The sequence below is a fragment of the Phytobacter cepae genome, assembly GCF_054165735.1.
The window spans coordinates 3,060,124-3,078,061 of record NZ_CM135107.1; the positions used below are offsets into that span (position 1 = coordinate 3,060,124).

Sequence of the window (17,938 nt, forward strand, 5' to 3'; positions counted from 1 at the left end):
TTAACGCTTCCGGGAGCCTCTCTACTACTCATATGAACGGCTCTTATCCTGTGCTAAAAAACGAAAGGACGGCATGCCATGAATATATTCGATCACTATCGCCAGCGCTATGAAGCTGCCAAGGACGAAGAGTTCACACTGCAGGAGTTTCTTGCCATCTGTAAGCAAGATCGCAGTGCCTATGCTAACGCAGCTGAAAGACTATTGATGGCCATTGGTGAGCCAGTGATGGTGGACACTGCTTTAGAGCCACGGCTTTCCCGTCTCTTTTCTAACCGGGTCATCGGTCGTTACCCGGCGTTTGAAGAGTTCTATGGTATGGAAGAGGCTATCGAGCAGATCGTCTCCTATCTCAAACACGCCGCCCAGGGGCTGGAAGAGAAGAAACAAATTTTGTATCTGCTTGGTCCGGTAGGCGGGGGGAAATCTTCGCTGGCAGAACGGCTGAAAGCCTTAATGCAGCGTGTTCCTATTTATGTACTTAGCGCCAACGGCGAGCGCAGCCCGGTTAACGACCATCCGCTGTGCCTGTTTAATCCGCAGGAAGATGCGCAAATCCTTGAGAAAGAGTACGGTGTTCCACGCCGCTACCTCGGCACCATCATGTCGCCATGGGCCGCAAAACGCCTGCATGATTTTGGCGGCGATATCTCTAAGTTCCGCGTCGTGAAGGTCTGGCCATCCATCCTCGAACAGATTGCGATTGCCAAAACGGAACCCGGAGATGAAAACAACCAGGACATCTCGGCGTTGGTGGGTAAAGTCGACATCCGTAAACTGGAAAATCATGCCCAAAACGATCCCGATGCCTATGGCTACTCCGGGGCACTGTGCCGGGCAAACCAGGGGGTCATGGAATTCGTCGAAATGTTTAAAGCGCCGATTAAGGTGCTGCACCCGCTGCTGACAGCTACCCAGGAAGGGAACTATAACGGGACAGAAGGTATTTCCGCCCTGCCCTTTAACGGCATTATTCTTGCGCACTCAAACGAATCCGAGTGGGTCACCTTCCGCAATAACAAGAATAACGAGGCCTTCCTTGACCGTGTTTATATCGTCAAAGTGCCTTACTGCCTGCGTATCTCGGAAGAGATGAAGATTTACGAAAAACTGCTTAACCATAGTGAGCTGACCCATGCGCCCTGCGCGCCGGGAACGTTGGAAACGCTTGCGCGCTTCTCCATTCTGTCGCGCCTGAAAGAACCAGAAAACTCCAGCATCTACTCGAAAATGCGCGTGTATGACGGTGAGAGCCTGAAAGATACGGATCCGAAAGCCAAGTCCTATCAGGAGTACCGTGACTATGCCGGCGTGGACGAAGGGATGAACGGTCTATCGACCCGCTTCGCCTTTAAGATCCTCTCACGCGTGTTTAACTTTGATCACGTCGAAGTGGCGGCCAACCCGGTGCACCTCTTCTACGTTCTCGAACAGCAGATTGAGCGTGAGCAGTTCCCGCAGGAGCTGGCGGAACGTTATCTCGAATTCCTCAAAGGTTATCTGATCCCGAAATATGCTGAATTTATTGGCAAAGAGATCCAGACGGCCTATCTGGAGTCCTATTCCGAATATGGTCAGAATATTTTCGACCGCTATGTGACCTATGCGGATTTCTGGATTCAGGATCAGGAATATCGCGACCCGGACACCGGCCAGCTCTTTGATCGTGAATCACTGAATGCGGAGCTGGAGAAAATTGAGAAACCAGCGGGGATCAGTAATCCAAAAGATTTCCGCAATGAAATCGTCAATTTCGTGCTGCGTGCTCGTGCCAATAACAGCGGCCGCAACCCGAACTGGACCAGCTACGAGAAACTGCGCACGGTTATTGAGAAGAAAATGTTCTCGAACACCGAAGAGCTGCTGCCGGTTATCTCGTTTAACGCCAAAACCTCAACCGATGAGCAGAAAAAACACGACGACTTTGTCGACCGTATGATGGAGAAAGGATACACCCGCAAACAGGTGCGTCTGCTTTGCGAATGGTATCTGCGCGTACGCAAATCGTCATGATAAAAATATTTGCCGACGTCATTCGAGTGACAGGAAGGCGGCAACGCAGCGAATCTCCAGGAGCTTACTCAGGTAAGTGACTGGAGTGAGTGAGGAAAGCCAACGAACCTGTCACTTGAATGAAAAAGGCAAAGTTTCGGAGGGGCCTATGACCTGGTTCATCGACCGAAGACTCAACGGCAAAAATAAAAGCACGGTTAACCGTCAGCGATTTTTACGCCGCTACAAAGCACAAATTAAACAGTCTATTTCCGAGGCAATCAATAAGCGCTCGGTAACAGATGTGGAGACCGGCGAATCCGTCTCCATTCCGATTGATGATATTAACGAACCGATGTTTCATCAGGGACGTGGCGGCCTGCGCCACCGCGTCCATCCCGGCAACGATCACTTTGTGCAGAACGATCGGGTTGAACGTCCACAGGGCGGTGGTGGTGGTGGCGGAAGCGGTCAGGGTGAGGCCAGCGCCGACGGTGAAGGCCAGGATGAATTTGTCTTCCAGATTTCTAAGGATGAGTACCTCGATCTGCTTTTTGAAGATCTGGCACTGCCCAACCTGAAGAAAAACCAGCATCGACAGCTCAACGAGTATAAAACTCACCGCGCGGGATACACAGCAAACGGCGTACCGGCCAATATTAGCGTCGTGCGCTCGCTGCAAAACTCGCTGGCCCGCCGCACGGCGATGACGGCGGGCAAACGGCGTGAGTTGCGCGCGCTGGAAGAAGATCTGGATACGGTCGCCAAAAGCGAACCGGCGCAGCTACTTGAAGAGGAGCGGCTGCGCAAAGAGATTGCCGAACTGCGCGCAAAAATCGAACGAGTGCCGTTTATCGACACCTTTGATTTACGTTACAAGAATTACGAAAAACGCCCTGAGCCGTCGAGCCAGGCCGTGATGTTCTGTTTGATGGACGTTTCCGGTTCCATGGACCAGGCCACCAAAGATATGGCCAAGCGCTTTTATATTCTGCTCTACCTGTTCCTGAGCCGGACCTATAAAAACGTTGAGGTGGTTTACATTCGCCATCATACCCAGGCTAAAGAGGTGGATGAGCATGAGTTCTTCTATTCGCAGGAGACGGGCGGCACCATTGTGTCGAGTGCGCTGAAACTGATGGATGAAGTGGTGAAAGAGCGCTACGACCCAAGCCAATGGAACATCTACGCGGCCCAGGCCTCGGACGGTGACAACTGGGCAGATGATTCGCCGCTTTGCCACGATATTCTGGCGAAAAAAATCCTGCCGGTGGTGCGGTATTACAGCTATATCGAAATTACCCGTCGCGCGCACCAGACGCTCTGGCGGGAGTATGAACACCTGCAAACGATGTTCGATAATTTCGCGATCCAGCATATCCGCGATCAGGAAGATATCTATCCGGTCTTCCGTGAACTCTTTCACAAACAGACCGCCAACAGTGGCGGCTAATTAAACCCGCAGCCAGCGATCCCCTCGCTGGCTGTTTTCCCTTGTTTTCCGCTAAGCCGCAAATTGCGGTACAAAAATGCACCTATTTCGCCCCTTGTTCTCTCAGCGTTGTGGCATATTACCTTCCAGACAAACTCAATTTTCCATTCGCCCTTTTCGCGTCTGGAGCTTTCAGAACAGTACACATAACAGCATTATTGCAGTGAGTACGCGTAAAGCCGCCCCTCTGGTCAGGGCGGCTTTTTTATTTTCATCCTCCGAAGACTCGATTACTCTTAGCCTTTACGTTTTTCATCCGGGAGTGATGATGTCAGTAATTGCCAGTCAGAATATCCATCAGCATCTGCTTGAAACGCTTAATAATCACCAGGCTCGCTACCGCGTTGTTGAACATCAAGCATCGGGGAAGTGTGAAGCGGTCAGTGAAATTCGCGGTACGGCTCTGGGTCAGGGGGCGAAAGCATTGGTTTGTAAAATCAAAGGCAACGGCGTGAAACTGCACGTGCTGGCGATCCTCGCCGCCGACCTCCAGGCCGATTTATCGCAACTGGCGTCTCACTTTGGCGGCAGCAAGGCCTCGCTGGCAAGTCCAGCCGAAGTGGAGACCTTAACCGCCTGCGTCTTCGGCGCCATTCCACCGTTCAGTTTCCATCCCGAGCTGAGGTTAGTCGCCGATCCCCTACTCTTTGAACGTTTCGATGAAATCGCGTTTAACGCAGGCTTGCTGGAAAAATCAGTCATCCTCAACACGGAAGATTATCTGCGCATTGCGCGCCCGCAACAGATCCGTTTCCACCGCGCAGCCTGATGCAAAAACCGGGTGTGGCGTTTAGGGCCAGCCCGCTTTTTCGAGCGCCAGTACCGACACCACCAGCACCACCATCATCGCAATAAACGATGAGGTAATGATAAGTACCTCGTTCAGCATGGGATCGTTCATTTTCAGCCGCCTGTTTTTTGTTCGCTCAGATTATTAATAATCACCGTGCGTGACAGTCGGATGACATTTACGGCTTTATCAGATGACAACGTTTTCGCTGAAACGATTCCAGCGCTAATAGCTCGTATCCCGCGCTTTTGAAAGCCATTTTTAAACATTCACACGACACAATAATTAATTTGTTACCGGTATCACGAAAATCAGTTTCCGTAATTCCGAAGGCAAATCTCGTAATTGTTAAGTAAGGGTTAATGCAACAACATAGATTTTAAACCTCACTGAAATAACCTTACAGAGTCTGGTGAATACAATGAATTTAACGATCACCCGGAAAGAAAAAATCAGTTATGGATTGGGCGACATGGCAAGCCATGTCGGGCTGGATAACGTGATTATTTTTCTGACGTTTTATTACACCGATGTGGTGGGATTACCGGCCGCGTTCGTCGGTACCATGTTTTTACTGGCGCGCACCGCCGATGCCATTATCGACCCGGCTATGGGCTACCTGGCTGACCGCACCAAAACGCGCTGGGGCAAATTCCGCCCCTGGATGCTCTGGCTGGCCCTGCCCTTCGGTGCCAGCTGCCTGCTGACCTACGCCGTGCCTGAATCTCTGACCCTATCCGGTAAAATGATTTTTGCCTCAGTCAGCTACACCCTGATGATGCTGATGTACACCGCGATTAATATTCCCTACTGTTCCATGGGGGCGGTCATCACGCCGAATAACGAAGATCGTATTTCCCTGCAATCTTACCGCTTCTTTTTAGCCACCCTCGGCGGGGCGATGTCGACCTTCTTCATGATGCCTCTGGCGCAATATCTGGGCGGTGAAGATAAATTACTCGGCTACCGTTGGGCGATGGCAATAATGGCCAGTGCGGCAGTGATTATGTTCTGGATCTGTTTTGCCAACACCCGCGAGCGAATTAAAGCACCCGCCACGCATAATAATTACTTCGCCGAGCTGCGTGATTTGTTACGTAACGATCAATGGCGCGTGGTTTCCGTCCTGGTGATAACCAATATTGGTTTTGGGGTCATTCGCCTTGGCGCGATGATGTATTTCGTCACCTATTATCTTGGCAGCGCCAGCTATTTTATGTGGATGCTCGGGGCGCATATTCTGGGTAAAGCAGCCGGGAGTGCGTTGGCTAAACGCCTGACTCGAAACTTCAGTAAGGTGCAGATGTTTGGATACTGCGCCGTGCTGGCTGGCGTCCTCAGCATTGCACTGTTCTTTGCGCCAAAATCGATTTTCGTACTGGTTCCCATGACCTTTATCGTCTCGACTCTGTACCAGTCCACCACCACGCTGATGTGGGTGATGATGGCAGACGTTGCCGATTACGGTGAATGGCTGCAGAAAAAGCGCATGGACGGGGTGATTTTCTCCACCTTCCTCGCGGTACTGAAACTGGGTATGGCGATCAGCGGCGCGATCGTCGGCTGGACGCTGAGCCTCAGCGGCTATGTCGCCAATGCCCCCGTGCAAACGTCGACGGCAATGTATTGCATCGTGGCCCTATTTACCGTCGTACCTGGCGTACTTTCGCTGGCCGCCTTCGCCACGTTGCGCTGGTATAAACTCGACGACAACACCATGAAATCCATCAACCTTGCCCGTCATAGTCTCTCGTAAAAAGGACGAATTATTCATGAGCGAACTGATCCAACACCCTGACAGCATTGAATGGCGTTTTGAGCGTCAGATCCTGCGCATCGAGCCTTGGGGCGAAAACAGCCTGCGCGTGCGTGCCACCTGTGCGCCCCAATTCACTGACAGCCTGCATGCACTATTAGCCCCGCAGGCAAGCCAGGCCGAGGTGAGTGCGCAGCCGGAGCAACTGACCCTGCGTAACGGTAATATCACCGCCGTACTGAATCTGAAAGGGCAACTGGCCTTTTATAACCAGCGCGGTGAACTCCTGTTGGAAGAGATGTGGCGTCAACGTTCCACGGTTGGCATCGGCGCCAGCGAAAAGAGCCAGGATAAATACATCAGCGCCCTGAAGCTCGACGGGCGAGAATTCAAGCCGCTGCCCGGTGGCAAATATCAACTGACCGTGCGCTTTGAGTCCCGGTCCGATGAACGCATTTACGGCATGGGTCAGTACCAGCAGCCGTGGCTGGATCTCAAAGGCTGCGTGCTGGAACTGGCCCAGCGCAATTCGCAGGCCAGTGTGCCCTTTATGCAGTCCAGTCTCGGCTACGGCCTGCTGTGGAACAACCCGGCCATCGGTGAAGCCAGCTTTGCTAAAAATCAGACCGAATGGCAGGCAAAAGTCACCCAGGAGATGGATTACTGGGTCACCGCCGCCGACAGCATTCAGGCCATCACCCGCCAGTATGCCAAAGCCACCGGCACGCCGCCGCCTGCCCCCGGCTTCACCAGCGGGCTATGGCAGTGCAAGCTGCGCTATCGCACGCAGCAGGAAGTACTGGAAGTGGCGCGCGAGTATCGCCGTCGCCACCTGCCGCTCTCGGTGATGGTTATTGATTTCTTCCACTGGCCGAACCAGGGCACCTGGTGCTTCGATCCGCTGGACTGGCCGGATCCCAAAGCGATGGTAGATGAGCTGAAATCCCTCGGCATAGAGCTGATGGTCTCCGTCTGGCCGACGGTGGAAGCCCGCAGCCCACTGTTCCCGGTGATGAAAGCCAAAGGCTATTTGGTCACCAGCGACCGGGGTGTGCAGGTGAACCTCGACTTTATGGGTAACACCACCTTCTTTGATGCAACGCACCCGCAAGCGCGTGAGTTCGTGTGGGAGACGGTGAAGAAAAATTACTACGATCTGGGCATTAAACTGTTCTGGCTGGATGAAGCCGAACCGGAATACCGGGCGTACGATTTTGATAACTATCGCTACCATGCCGGGCCAGTGCTGGAGGTCGGTAATCAGTATCCGCGTGACTTTGCGCAGGGCTTTTACGATGGGCTTGTCGCCAATGGCGAGAAGGACATTGTTAACCTGGTGCGCTGCTCCTGGGCCGGAAGTCAGCGGTTTGGCGTGTTGGCCTGGTCGGGCGACGTGCACTCCTCCTTCCATGCGTTCCGTAACCAGCTCGCGGCCGGTCTCAATATGGGGCTGGCGGGTATCCCCTGGTGGACCACTGACATTGGCGGTTTCCAGGGCGGCAATGTCAACGACCCGGCATTCCATGAACTGCTGATCCGTTGGTTCCAGTGGGCGGTATTCTGCCCGGTGCTGCGCATGCACGGTTATCGCGAACCGCAGATCCAACCGCCGGAGAGCTACCGTAACGGCATTCCGCAGTGCAACAGCGGCTCGCCGAACGAACTGTGGAGCTATGGCGAGGAAAATTACGCCATCATGCAACACTGGCTGAGCGTGCGCGAGAAGCTGCGCCCTTACGTCGATGCCCTGTTTGATAATGCCCACCAGCACGGTGACCCCTTAATGCGCCCGCTGTTCTGGCACTATCCTGACGAAACGCAAAGCTGGCAGGTGGAAGATCAGTATCTGTTTGGTGACGATCTGCTGGTGGCCCCGGTTTTACATGCCGGTGAACGTGAACGCGAGGTCTGGCTGCCGGGTACGCATGGCTGGATTGCGCTGAACGGCGAACGCTATCAGGGCCAGCAGCGCGTGCGGGTTTCTGCCGCACTCGATACCATCCCGGTCTTTATTCGTGAAGGCAGTCCGCTGGTGGATCTATTAATTAATGGCTAATGCATTTGCCCGAAATTAGGTGTTTCGCGATAAAAAGCCTGCTTATCAACGCGCTTACGCGTAAAGTACTGTAAGCAGGCTTTTGTTATTCTGGAAAGGAACGAAACACTCTCCATGTTTGATACCACTCTCTTTATCCTTCTTGGGCTGGTGGCACTGAGTTTTTTCAGTCACAACACCACCGTCGCCGTCGCCGTCATGGTGCTGATCATCGTACGCATCACCCCATTAAATACATATTTCCCGTGGGTCGAAAAACAGGGACTCACCGTCGGGATCGTCATTCTGACCATTGGGGTTATGGCACCGATAGCCAGCGGCACCCTGCCCCCCTCAACCCTCATCAGCTCCTTCCTGAACTGGAAATCGCTGATTGCGATTGCGGTCGGGGTTTTTGTCTCCTGGCTCGGTGGACGTGGGGTCACCCTGATGAGTTCACAGCCCTCTCTGGTGGCCGGACTACTGGTGGGAACCGTGCTGGGTGTGGCCCTGTTCCGGGGCGTACCGGTCGGGCCACTGATTGCGGCAGGTCTGGTGTCGTTGTTAATTGGCCGGCAGTAAATGCCGACGCTGCCAGCGCTTAACACCCTGTTCGAGCAGGCTGCAAAGCAGGTAGTAAACCAGACCGGTAAAGATAAATAAGGCTGCCGGGTAGACCTGTACCCGGTTATTCACCTGCCCGGCCACGGTGGTCAGCTCCGGCACGTTGACGATAAATGCCAGCGAGGTGTCTTTCAGCAAGGCGATCAGCAAACCGATAAACGACGGAATCGCATTACGCAGCGCCTGCGGCAGCAGGACCAGTTGCAGAATGTGCCCGGAGCCAAATCCGCTACTCACTGCGGCCTCATATTGCCCCTTGGGTAACGCATTTAACGCCGCCAGCGTGGAGTACATCACCGACGCCGAGGTAAACCACGCCAGCGCCAGCGTGACGGTCACCGCACCCGGTAAATCTGCACCGGTTATCCATGGCAGCAAAAACCACATCCAGAAGATGACAAAAATCAGCGGGATGCCGCGAATCAGTTCCGCCCAGGCAAACAGCACTTTGCGCGGCCAGCCGGGAAATCGCCACGCCAGACAGGCCAGCAAAATCCCCCCTGGAAACGCCAGTACGCCTGCGCCCAGGGTCATCAGCACCGACAGTAGCACCCCGCCGGGTTCACCCTGCAGCGTACGCCCCAGCAGTAGATAACTGAGGTTATCGGTAATCACGGTGATATTAGCGATCACGGTAAGCCTCCTTGCGGGTCATTGCGCGCCAACTTCGTGGCAGGTTGAATAGCAGGCTCATGACCAGTCCCAGCGCCAGATAGAGCACGCTACCCACGGTAAATGCTTCCAGCGCATGAGCGTTATAACTTTCAATTTGCCGGGTCTGGTAGGTCAGCTCCGCAAACCCAATACCTGTCGCCAGCGAAGAGAGTTTCATCAGATTGAGATACTGCCCGACCACCGGTTGCCATGCGTTATTCAACCCCTGCGGCAATAAAACCCAGCGAAAGAGCGACAGGTCGCTAAACCCTTGCGATTTCGCGGCTTCAATTTGCCCTTTCGGTACCGCGAGCAGTCCGGTCTGAATCTCTTCAACCAAAAATGCCGCCGTAAATAATCCCAGCGCCCAGGCGGAGGAGAGAAACTCCGGCGTAAACCACCAGACGTCGCCGGGTAAAATGCTGAACGCATGGTCGTCATTCACATACTGGCGAAATCCTTCGGGTAACACATTCCAGGCAGCGAAATACCAGAAGAGGATCTGCACCAGCAGCGGCGTATTACGAAACAGTGAAACCCAGCAGGCAACCATCGCTCGCCCCACGCCGCCACCCGCCAGACGCAGCGCAAGCAAGAGTACCGTGAGCAACGTTGCCAGCAGGACACCGACAATGGTCACCCAGATAGTGGTCAGGAAACCGGAGAGCAACCACTGCGCCGGCTGGCCGGTAAAAACGCCTGCCCAGTCGAGATGGATCCCCATTACAACTCCTTGCTATCAGCATGCAGTGGATTGAGGACTTTTTGCAGGAATCGCTGCGCGCGCGGATGGCTGGGCGCGGTGAAGAACACCTCAGGCGCGGCCTGCTCAAGGATTTCCCCACCATCGATAAACACCACCCGGTCGGCAATTTCCCTGGCAAACTGCATCTCATGGGTCACAACAATCAGTGTGATCCCACTATGGGCGAGCGATTTCATTACCTGTAGCACCTCGCCGATCATCTCTGGATCCAGCGCCGAGGTTGGCTCATCAAACAGAATGATATGCGGGTCGGCCGCCAGCGTGCGGGCAATCGCCACACGCTGCTGCTGTCCGCCGGAAAGCTGGGACGGATAGTGACCGGCCTTATCTTGCAGCCCGACCCGTTCCAGCAGGCTCAGCGCCTTCGCTTTAGCTTCTGCCGCCGATTTGCCATGGATTTTGGTCAACGCCAGGGTGATGTTGTCCAGCGCGGTGAGATGGGCATAGAGATTAAATTGCTGAAAGACGAACCCCACATGGCGGCGCAGGTTGCGCAGTTCACGGCCCTTAAGATGCCGGGTCGGTTTGCCATCCACCAGAATCTCGCCGTCGGTGAGGGTCTCAAGCTGGTTGATCAGGCGAATCAGCGTGGATTTACCGGAGCCCGATGGCCCACAGACCGCCACCACTTCGCCTGCGGCGACCTGGAGATCGATGTTATTTAATACCCGATGATCGCCGTAGCTTTTGCTCGCCTGGCGAAACGCCACCGTGCCTTTTTGCACGGGAAAAGCCTCCGGGGCTTGCGCCACGGAGGTAGAAAAGAGACCTGCCAACATAGTTACTTCGCTTCTATTTTAAAGCTGCGCGGAGCCGGGGCTTTGGTTTGCGGACCAAACCAGACATCGTAAATTTTTGCCGCTTCGCCGTTCTGCTCAAGCTTCACAAGCTCGTCGTTAACCGCTTTCAACAGCGCCGTTTCGCCTTTGGTCACACCCACGCCAATCTCTTCTTTGGAGAGCAAATCAGGCAGGATTTTGAATTTGGCTTTGTCCGGCGCTTCTGCCAGCAACCCCGCCAGAATCGTGCTGTCCTGAGTGATCGCCTGCACGTTGCCGTTACGCAGTGCGGTCAGTGCCAGGGGGATGTCGTCATAGGCCAGCACGCGGGACTGCGGGAAACGCTGATGCAGCGCCTGCTCGCCGGTGGTGCCTTTCACCGCGCCGATGCGGGCTTTACTGTAGCTGTCGAGTTTGTCGGAACCGCTTGCAGCGACCAGGAACTGCTGACCGGTGACGAAGTACGGGGTGGAGAAATCAATCACCTGCGCACGTTCCGGGGTGATAGTAATGTCAGCAACAATCAGGTCCACTTTGCCGGATTGCAGCAATGGAATACGGTTTGCCGGGTTGGTTGCCACCAGTTCCAGCTTCACGCCCAGGCTTTTGGCCAGCGCTTTAGCAAAATCGACGTCATAGCCAACGATTTCATGGCTTTGTGGATCGATTGCACCAAATGGCGGGTTGGCATCAAAGGTCGCGACTTTTACGACGCCAGCGGCTTTGATATCGGCCAGTTTGTCCGCATGAGCGGCGAAAGAGAACGTTGAAAGCAGTGCCAGTGCGGTCAGTGCACCGATTTTTTTATTTTGTGCTGTGGTTGCCATGCTAATCCTTATGCCCTGTTTGAGTCGGAATTCAGCGTTAAATTCACATAACGCTAATCATCAGACAAATATCAAAAAGTGCATTTATTAGCTAAAAAAGTTATTAAAAAGGTAGCAGGCATATGAATCGCTTATCCTGAGGCAGCAACCAGGCAAAACCCGTCATAACCCTACTTAAAAAGCGGATTTTGCAGCATAAAATAATCATCCTGCCCCGAGGGCCGCCAGATAGCGCCCCGGCGTCTGACCCAACCCTTTTTTAAACATGGTGATAAAGGCCGTGATGGATTCGTAACCGAGCATCTGCCCAACCTGCTGCACCGGTAGACCGCTTATCAGCATCCTGACAGCCAGAATGAGCTGCAACTGCTGCCGCCAGCGGCGAAAACTTAAGCCTGTCTCTTTGACCACCAACCGTGCCAGATTGCGTTCGCTCATGGCAAAGATCTGCGCCCATTCGCTTAGGGTTTGTCGCTGTTCGGGCCGCTGTTCCATGCTCTCAACCATCTGGCGGATTTTTGGGTGCGGTGACACGGGCAAATGCAGCTGCATTTGTGGCTGGCGCGGGAGTTCGTCAAAAAGGACCTGCACCAGGCGCTGAGTCGCCGGTTCCTGTCGCTCCCGATGACTGCGCGTTGCCAGCGTCATGATCAGCTCGCGCACCAGGGGAGAGATTTTTAGCGTGCAGCAGGTCGCTGGCATCTCGACCCTACCCGGTTCTATAAAGAGGAAATAGAGCTGGGCACCGGCGGTGGCATGATTGCTGTGGGCGACCTCTCCCGGTAGCCAGACAGCATGGTGTGGCGGCACCATCCAGCGTGCATGTTCTACTTCGCTGGTGATTGCCCCCTTTAGCGCAAGGATCAGTTGCCCTTTGCGATGGCGATGGGTAGGGATCCGCTGTTCGTCGGTATTGACCTGTATGCCGAAGGCCAGTGCCGCTTCCTGTTGACTGTCTGGATTAAAGCCATCCAGGCCAAGACCATGTTGCATAGGATTGTCCGATTTTAGCGATAAACTGTCATTTTAGCTTGATTCAAACAACGGCAAAAAGAGGTAAGGTGGGGTTCTGCTCTTTTTCCTGAGAAAACAATGTTCCCTATTATCACTCCGCGTGGCAAACAAGGTGCTCTGCTGATTGCAGGCATTCTGACTATCGCCACGACCTTGCGCGTGACCTTTACCGGTGCGGCCCCCCTGCTTGATGCCATTCGTGCCGATTATGGTTTATCCACCGCGCAGACCGGGATGCTCACCACGCTTCCTCTACTGGCCTTTGCCCTTGTCTCTCCGTTGGCGGCGGGCGTAGCCCGACGTGTGGGTATGGAGCGCAGCCTGTTTGCCGCCATGCTGCTGATCTGCCTGGGGGTTGCCGTTCGCTCTCTGCCCTCACCTGCCTGGCTGTTTATCGGCACGGCGATTATCGGCTGCGGTATTGCATTAGGTAACGTGCTGTTACCCGGCATACTTAAGCGTGATTTTCCAGGGCAGGTGGCGAAGTTAACCGGCGCCTATTCGCTGACCATGGGGGCCGCAGCAGCATTGGGCTCAGCGCTTGTGGTGCCTGTAGCGACCATGGGGGCCGGCTGGCACGGGGCGTTGCTGACGTTGATGGTATTTCCCTTGCTTGCGGTGCTACTTTGGTTGCCCCAGCTTAAGCATCAGGAGGTCGCCAATCTGACCGCGTCGCCTGTCACGCACGGTCGCGGGATTTGGCGCTCGGCGCTCGCCTGGCAACTCACACTATTTCTGGGTATCAACTCTTTAATTTATTACGTGGTGATCGGCTGGCTCCCCGCCATCTTAATCAGCTATGGCTACAGCGAGGCAGGCGCAGGTTCGCTGCACGGGCTGCTGCAACTGGCAACGGCATCACCAGGCATTCTTGTTCCTCTTATCTTGCATCGCCTGCGCGACCATCGGGGCATTGCGGTCATCATCGCCCTGCTGTGCGCGATGAGTGCGGCGGGTTTTGTTCTCTGGCCTGAGCAAGCGGTGTTATGGACCTTGATGTTTGGCTTCGGTTCGGGGGGAACCATGATCCTCGGGCTGACGTTTATTGGCCTACGTGCACGCTCGGCCCACCAGGCGGCGGCGTTATCGGGTATGGCGCAGTCAGTGGGCTATCTGCTGGCTGCCTGCGGCCCGCCGTTGATGGGCAAAATTCATGATGTAACCGGGACCTGGCACAGTCCGCTTTTCGCCTGTGCAGGGTTATCGGTGGTGATGGCGCTATCGGGGGCGTTCGCCGCACGGGACAGAGAGAAGAAGCATTAAAAAAGGCAGGCCCCTCGGGGCCTGATTTCGATTAATCATAAGCCGCCCGCAGCAGCGCCTGCACCAGCGGCACCGGGCGACCCGCCAGCGCGTTACGCTCATGCTGGAACAGCGTTGCCACAAAGAACGGATGACTGACCAGCTCAACCGCTCGGATTTCGCCCTCTTCATCCCAGCCGGTCACGCGCAGATCCCCTTTCTCCAGCTCGGCTGCAAAATCCTCCGCAATACCATAATTGCAGTGATAACCTTCAGAAATCTCCGGCTGACCATAGGCCTTAGCAATCAGGGTATTAGGGCGCAATTCGATGGACGCGGTCTGTTCCACCAGGGAACAGGTCAGCGGCACAATCACCATTTTGCCTTCGCTGTCCGTTTCCTGATGAGCAGCATTCTCATAGCCCAGGACATGACGGGCATATTCAATAATGGCGTGCTGGAAACCGCCGCAGGTGCCGAGGAAGGGAATCGCATTTTCCCGTGCATACTGAATCGCGATAAACGCCCCTTCAGGATTTTTGTACGGGCTCGCCGGAACCACCCAGATAGCATCGTAGCCGACAAGGTCGTCGCCGCTGGTGATCTCAGAGGTCGCCAGCCAGTCGTAATCTGCGGTAATCTCAAGGACTGCGGCAGCGTCATCGATAGCCAAAGGGATTGCCTGATGGGCGACGACGTCATGGTTATAATCGCCGACAAGGGCAATACGCAGCGTATCTTTAACGGGAATGTGGGTCATGGAGAGTTCCTTATGTACAGGCAGATAACGGACAACATAAGGAACCTAACCTTAGCGATCTTTTGCCTTTATCACAATCTCTTAAAGCAGGTAGTTCACCCTGTATCGTAAATCGATGAAAATTGTCTCCCCCCTCAGCGAATGCATTACCACAAGGAAATTATGCAAAGCAAAATTCTGGTGAGTGCCTGCCTGATGGGCTTCAAAGTTCGCTACAACGGAAGCGAAAAGGCTGCCCTGCAAGAAACGCTGGCCCGCTGGGAGCAAGAGAAACGTCTGGTTGTCCACTGCCCTGAACTGGCAGCCGGGCTGGTCACACCGCGCCCTCCGGCAGAAATTATTGCCGGCAATGGAAACGATGTGATGCAGGATAAGGCGCGGATCGTTGAAAACACCGGCCAGGATGTGACCGCCCAGTATCAACTGGCGGCCTGGCTGGCCTTAGCAGCCGCACAAAAGGAAAAATGTTGCGCCGCACTGTTGACCGATGGCAGCCCAACCTGTGGCAGCCAGCTGATTTATGATGGCACCTTCACGGGTAGGCAAATAAACGGCAAAGGCGTGGCCGCGGCCCTGCTCGAAGCACATGGCATAAAGGTTTTTTCACATCAGCAGATCCCGCAGTTAATCGCATGGATCGAAGCGAGGGATCGTGATGAAGATTCAGTGTAAACGCGTCTATGACACCGCATCACCCAATGATGGCTATCGGGTACTGGTCGACAGACTGTGGCCAAGAGGAATCAAAAAAGCCGACCTTGCGTTTGATGAGTGGTGCAAAACCCTCGCGCCTTCAACCGCGCTGCGCAAAGCATTCCATGCTGAAACCCTGGACTTCGCCGCGTTTCGTCAAGCTTATCTGGAGGAGCTGGCAGAGCAGACGGCAGAGGGGAAAAAACTGGCTGCCCGCAAGAATCAGCGCCCCCTCACTCTGCTTTACGCCGCGAAGAATGAACAGCAAAATCATGCCAGGGTGCTGGCAGACTGGCTTGAGAGTTTGTGACTTAGCAGGCTTCCCGGCAGTGCATCTCTTCCGGCAGGCTGTCTGGCTGAAGGGGCATTAAGTGCCCGGCGCGAACAAATGCAAAGCCCGACTGTCCGTCAAAGGCCACCACATCACCGATTACCAGCCACAGCGGCTGTGGCATAGTCAGCGGCATGCGCGTCATCACACCATTAACGGGGTTGAGGAACGTCTCACCGGGCTGGAACAAGCCAAAAAGCTCAACGGATTTGCCAATGTTGCCTCTCCCGGCAGGAGTTTGAGCACCGATAACCATAGCCAGACTGCCCGGACGTAACTGAAACATATTCTTCTCACGCATGAAAACACAAGGAACACTAGGATAATTCTTAATCGCTAGTGTACCCTGGCCCTGACGCGGATGTCACGATCCCGATTGAGGATGGTCGTGGCGCCACAGCTCCCATTCATCCACCACCTCGCCTGATGGCAGTTTGCATTCTGTTCGCACCCCCTGAGGACTTTGAACAGGCACGCGTTCGCCTCCTTTCTGCAGGCAATATACGGCGGCGGGATTAGCCATCTTCGTTTGAGGCGGTCGCGGGGCGTCCCTTTCTGATGCGCAGGCAGTGAGGGTGAAAATAAGAACTAATAATGTTTTATGCATCAAATTATCCATTTTGAAATAATAAACCAGAAATTTAGCTTAATGCGTTATCACTGACATCTCCATCGTTTCTCCATTTTTACATCACTTTTTGCCGATATATTTACCGCGTTCTCACCCATGACCAGAGAACATCATTCCGTAATCAATGAGTTTTTTGCCCCGTTTCATCAACGGGGCTTTTTTTCGTTACCCCATAAACTCCCAATCACCGATGCCGATATATGAAATGTAGTTTAGCCATGCTTTAATATGGCAAGTCTACATTTTCAGCATCAAGTGCAGCAAAGCGCGCAGTCTATAGAGGTACACGAGCGTCATGTCCGATTTCATTTTGGCCAGAGTTTCCGAAACTCTCTCACAAGATCAATCCCTTGAAAGCCTGGTACGGCAACTCCTTGAAATGCTGGAGATGGTCACCGAAATGGAATCGACGTACCTTACAAAAATTGATAACGATGGCCGTTATCAACATATCCAGTATGCGCGCAATAGCAAACAGCTTGATATTCCTGAAGGTTTTTCTCTGCCATGGGGTGACAGTCTGTGCAAACGCGCCCTTGATGACGGTTGCTTCTTCAGTAATGAAGTGGCGACACACTGGGCAGATTGTGAAGCGGCTACGGCATTGGGCATCACCAGTTATTTAAGCACACCTGTACATTTAGCAGATGGTTCGCTTTACGGTACGCTGTGTGCGGCCAGTTCTGACAGACATTCATTAAGTGTTCGCGGTGAGCAAGTCCTGAATCTGTTTGCTGGCCTGATTGCCCGCTCAATCGAAAAAGATCACCTCGTCAATCAACTTCGTGAAGCGAACGCGGCATTGATTGCGCATTCCTATACCGACGCGCTGACCGGTTTGCCCAATCGCCGCGCCATTTTCGATAATCTGATGACCTTGTTTTCCCTCGCTCGCCATCTTAATATCCAGATTATTATTGGGTTTATCGATCTTGATAATTTTAAGAAAATTAATGATGAACTTGGGCATGAGTCTGGCGATCAATTTCTTATTCAAATTGGTCATCGTCTGTTGGAAGGCTGCGACCGGCAAGATGTGGTCGGACGGCTGGGGGGCGATGAATTTTTAATCGCCTGTCCGGGTGGGCCAATAGGTCAGACTCAAATTGAACAATTAACTTCCCTTAAGCAAAATTTGCAGAAGTGCCTTACTGGAGAATATCAGTTAGGCGCCGTTAAGATATTTTACCCGGGCGCAAGTATAGGTGTAGTAGAAATTAATCCTGAGGATATTGATGCTGACAGTGCGCTGCGTATCGCCGATCAAGCTATGTATCAGGATAAAAACGGAAAAGTGAAACAACCGTTTCTCCGTCTTAATTAATCACGCGAAAACATAATTTTTGGCTTGAGAATTATCTCATCTTCTTCTATTTAATTTATGTAAGCGCGGCGCTGTTTAACGGCGTCGGCTGAGGAGCATCTTTGTGAAAAAAACGACCATCATAATGCTTATCGTGGCAATTGTTGCTGTTGCGGGTACACAACTCGGCTGGTGGTAATCGATGGGCTAAATTAGCTTTTTTTAGCAGATTCATCCGGTCCCATGATG

The 17,938-nt window shown here is 53.6% G+C and carries 20 protein-coding genes; 11 read left to right on the top strand and 9 right to left on the bottom strand.

Annotated elements, in window-relative coordinates; genetic code table 11:
* The first annotated feature begins 78 nt into the window (after positions 1-78).
* From yeaG to ACUY4Q_RS14415, 3 genes are all read left to right on the top strand, one after another.
* Positions 79-2,013: a protein kinase YeaG gene (gene yeaG / locus ACUY4Q_RS14405; RefSeq protein ID WP_458043432.1), complete on the top strand. Its 1,935-nt coding sequence runs from the start codon at positions 79-81 to the stop codon at positions 2,011-2,013.
* 148 nt (positions 2,014-2,161) lie between these two features.
* Positions 2,162-3,445 carry a YeaH/YhbH family protein gene (locus ACUY4Q_RS14410; RefSeq protein ID WP_458043433.1) on the top strand — a complete coding sequence of 428 codons (1,284 nt, stop codon included), beginning with the start codon at positions 2,162-2,164 and terminating at the stop codon, positions 3,443-3,445.
* A 307-nt stretch (positions 3,446-3,752) separates the two neighbouring features.
* The gene (locus ACUY4Q_RS14415; RefSeq protein WP_458047346.1) at positions 3,753-4,253 is read left to right on the top strand and encodes a YbaK/prolyl-tRNA synthetase associated domain-containing protein; all 501 of its coding nucleotides are present in this window, start codon (positions 3,753-3,755) and stop codon (positions 4,251-4,253) included.
* Between the two features lie 21 nt (positions 4,254-4,274).
* Here the strand turns inward: ACUY4Q_RS14415 and yoaI are convergent, their stop codons facing one another.
* Positions 4,275-4,385, bottom strand: coding sequence for a small membrane protein YoaI (yoaI, locus tag ACUY4Q_RS14420; RefSeq protein WP_458043434.1), 111 nt, complete (start codon positions 4,383-4,385; stop codon positions 4,275-4,277).
* 310 nt (positions 4,386-4,695) lie between these two features.
* Here yoaI and ACUY4Q_RS14425 point away from each other — a divergent pair, with 310 nt between their 5' ends.
* The 3 genes from ACUY4Q_RS14425 to ACUY4Q_RS14435 all read left to right on the top strand — a co-directional run bounded on the left by ACUY4Q_RS14425 (position 4,696) and on the right by ACUY4Q_RS14435 (position 8,647).
* The gene (locus ACUY4Q_RS14425; RefSeq protein ID WP_458043435.1) at positions 4,696-6,030 is read left to right on the top strand and encodes a glycoside-pentoside-hexuronide (GPH):cation symporter; all 1,335 of its coding nucleotides are present in this window, start codon (positions 4,696-4,698) and stop codon (positions 6,028-6,030) included.
* Positions 6,031-6,046: 16 nt separating this feature from the next.
* The gene (locus tag ACUY4Q_RS14430; RefSeq protein ID WP_458043436.1) at positions 6,047-8,086 is read left to right on the top strand and encodes a glycoside hydrolase family 31 protein; all 2,040 of its coding nucleotides are present in this window, start codon (positions 6,047-6,049) and stop codon (positions 8,084-8,086) included.
* Positions 8,087-8,200: 114 nt separating this feature from the next.
* Positions 8,201-8,647 (top strand): DUF441 domain-containing protein, encoded by a 447-nt coding sequence (locus ACUY4Q_RS14435; RefSeq protein WP_458043437.1) that lies wholly within the window; start codon positions 8,201-8,203, stop codon positions 8,645-8,647.
* Here the strand turns inward: ACUY4Q_RS14435 and ACUY4Q_RS14440 are convergent.
* From ACUY4Q_RS14440 to ACUY4Q_RS14460, 5 genes are all read right to left on the bottom strand, one after another.
* The gene (locus ACUY4Q_RS14440) at positions 8,630-9,322 is read right to left on the bottom strand and encodes an amino acid ABC transporter permease (RefSeq protein ID WP_458043438.1); all 693 of its coding nucleotides are present in this window, start codon (positions 9,320-9,322) and stop codon (positions 8,630-8,632) included. The two genes, ACUY4Q_RS14435 and ACUY4Q_RS14440, sit on opposite strands and share 18 nt — an antisense overlap.
* A complete protein-coding gene (locus ACUY4Q_RS14445) occupies positions 9,312-10,067 on the bottom strand; it encodes an amino acid ABC transporter permease (protein ID WP_458043439.1) in 756 nt (251 codons plus the stop codon). The genes ACUY4Q_RS14440 and ACUY4Q_RS14445 overlap by 11 nt, the downstream gene beginning before the upstream one ends.
* Positions 10,067-10,888: an amino acid ABC transporter ATP-binding protein gene (locus ACUY4Q_RS14450; RefSeq protein WP_458043440.1), complete on the bottom strand. Its 822-nt coding sequence runs from the start codon at positions 10,886-10,888 to the stop codon at positions 10,067-10,069. Before ACUY4Q_RS14450 ends, ACUY4Q_RS14445 begins: the two co-directional genes overlap by 1 nt.
* A gap of 2 nt (positions 10,889-10,890) precedes the next feature.
* Positions 10,891-11,715: an ABC transporter substrate-binding protein gene (locus tag ACUY4Q_RS14455; RefSeq protein WP_458043441.1), complete on the bottom strand. Its 825-nt coding sequence runs from the start codon at positions 11,713-11,715 to the stop codon at positions 10,891-10,893.
* 204 nt (positions 11,716-11,919) lie between these two features.
* Positions 11,920-12,708: an AraC family transcriptional regulator gene (locus ACUY4Q_RS14460; protein WP_458043442.1), complete on the bottom strand. Its 789-nt coding sequence runs from the start codon at positions 12,706-12,708 to the stop codon at positions 11,920-11,922.
* Between the two features lie 99 nt (positions 12,709-12,807).
* Here ACUY4Q_RS14460 and ACUY4Q_RS14465 point away from each other — a divergent pair, with 99 nt between their 5' ends.
* Positions 12,808-13,992, top strand: a complete 1,185-nt coding sequence (locus ACUY4Q_RS14465; RefSeq protein ID WP_458043443.1) for a CynX/NimT family MFS transporter — start codon at positions 12,808-12,810, stop codon at positions 13,990-13,992.
* A gap of 31 nt (positions 13,993-14,023) precedes the next feature.
* On the opposite strand, the gene ACUY4Q_RS14470 is transcribed toward ACUY4Q_RS14465, so the two are convergent.
* Positions 14,024-14,731: a CTP synthase C-terminal region-related (seleno)protein gene (locus ACUY4Q_RS14470; RefSeq protein ID WP_458043444.1), complete on the bottom strand. Its 708-nt coding sequence runs from the start codon at positions 14,729-14,731 to the stop codon at positions 14,024-14,026.
* Between the two features lie 162 nt (positions 14,732-14,893).
* Between ACUY4Q_RS14470 and ACUY4Q_RS14475 the strand changes: the two genes are divergently transcribed.
* Both ACUY4Q_RS14475 and ACUY4Q_RS14480 read left to right on the top strand, forming a co-directional pair.
* The gene (locus ACUY4Q_RS14475) at positions 14,894-15,403 is read left to right on the top strand and encodes a 2-thiouracil desulfurase family protein (RefSeq protein ID WP_458043445.1); all 510 of its coding nucleotides are present in this window, start codon (positions 14,894-14,896) and stop codon (positions 15,401-15,403) included.
* A complete protein-coding gene (locus tag ACUY4Q_RS14480) occupies positions 15,387-15,734 on the top strand; it encodes a DUF488 domain-containing protein (protein WP_458043446.1) in 348 nt (115 codons plus the stop codon). The genes ACUY4Q_RS14475 and ACUY4Q_RS14480 overlap by 17 nt, the downstream gene beginning before the upstream one ends.
* A 1-nt stretch (position 15,735) precedes the next feature.
* Here the strand turns inward: ACUY4Q_RS14480 and ACUY4Q_RS14485 are convergent, their stop codons facing one another.
* Together ACUY4Q_RS14485 and ACUY4Q_RS14490 are read right to left on the bottom strand one after the other, a co-directional pair.
* Positions 15,736-16,041, bottom strand: a complete 306-nt coding sequence (locus ACUY4Q_RS14485; RefSeq protein ID WP_458043447.1) for a hypothetical protein — start codon at positions 16,039-16,041, stop codon at positions 15,736-15,738.
* 78 nt (positions 16,042-16,119) lie between these two features.
* Entirely contained in the window at positions 16,120-16,362 is a 243-nt protein-coding gene (locus tag ACUY4Q_RS14490; RefSeq protein ID WP_458043448.1) for a putative hemolysin, read from the bottom strand.
* Positions 16,363-16,681: 319 nt separating this feature from the next.
* Between ACUY4Q_RS14490 and ACUY4Q_RS14495 the strand changes: the two genes are divergently transcribed.
* Entirely contained in the window at positions 16,682-17,710 is a 1,029-nt protein-coding gene (locus tag ACUY4Q_RS14495; RefSeq protein WP_458043449.1) for a GGDEF domain-containing protein, read from the top strand.
* Between the two features lie 124 nt (positions 17,711-17,834).
* Positions 17,835-17,888, top strand: coding sequence for a hypothetical protein (locus ACUY4Q_RS14500; protein WP_071532068.1), 54 nt, complete (start codon positions 17,835-17,837; stop codon positions 17,886-17,888).
* Positions 17,889-17,938: the final 50 nt, after the last annotated feature.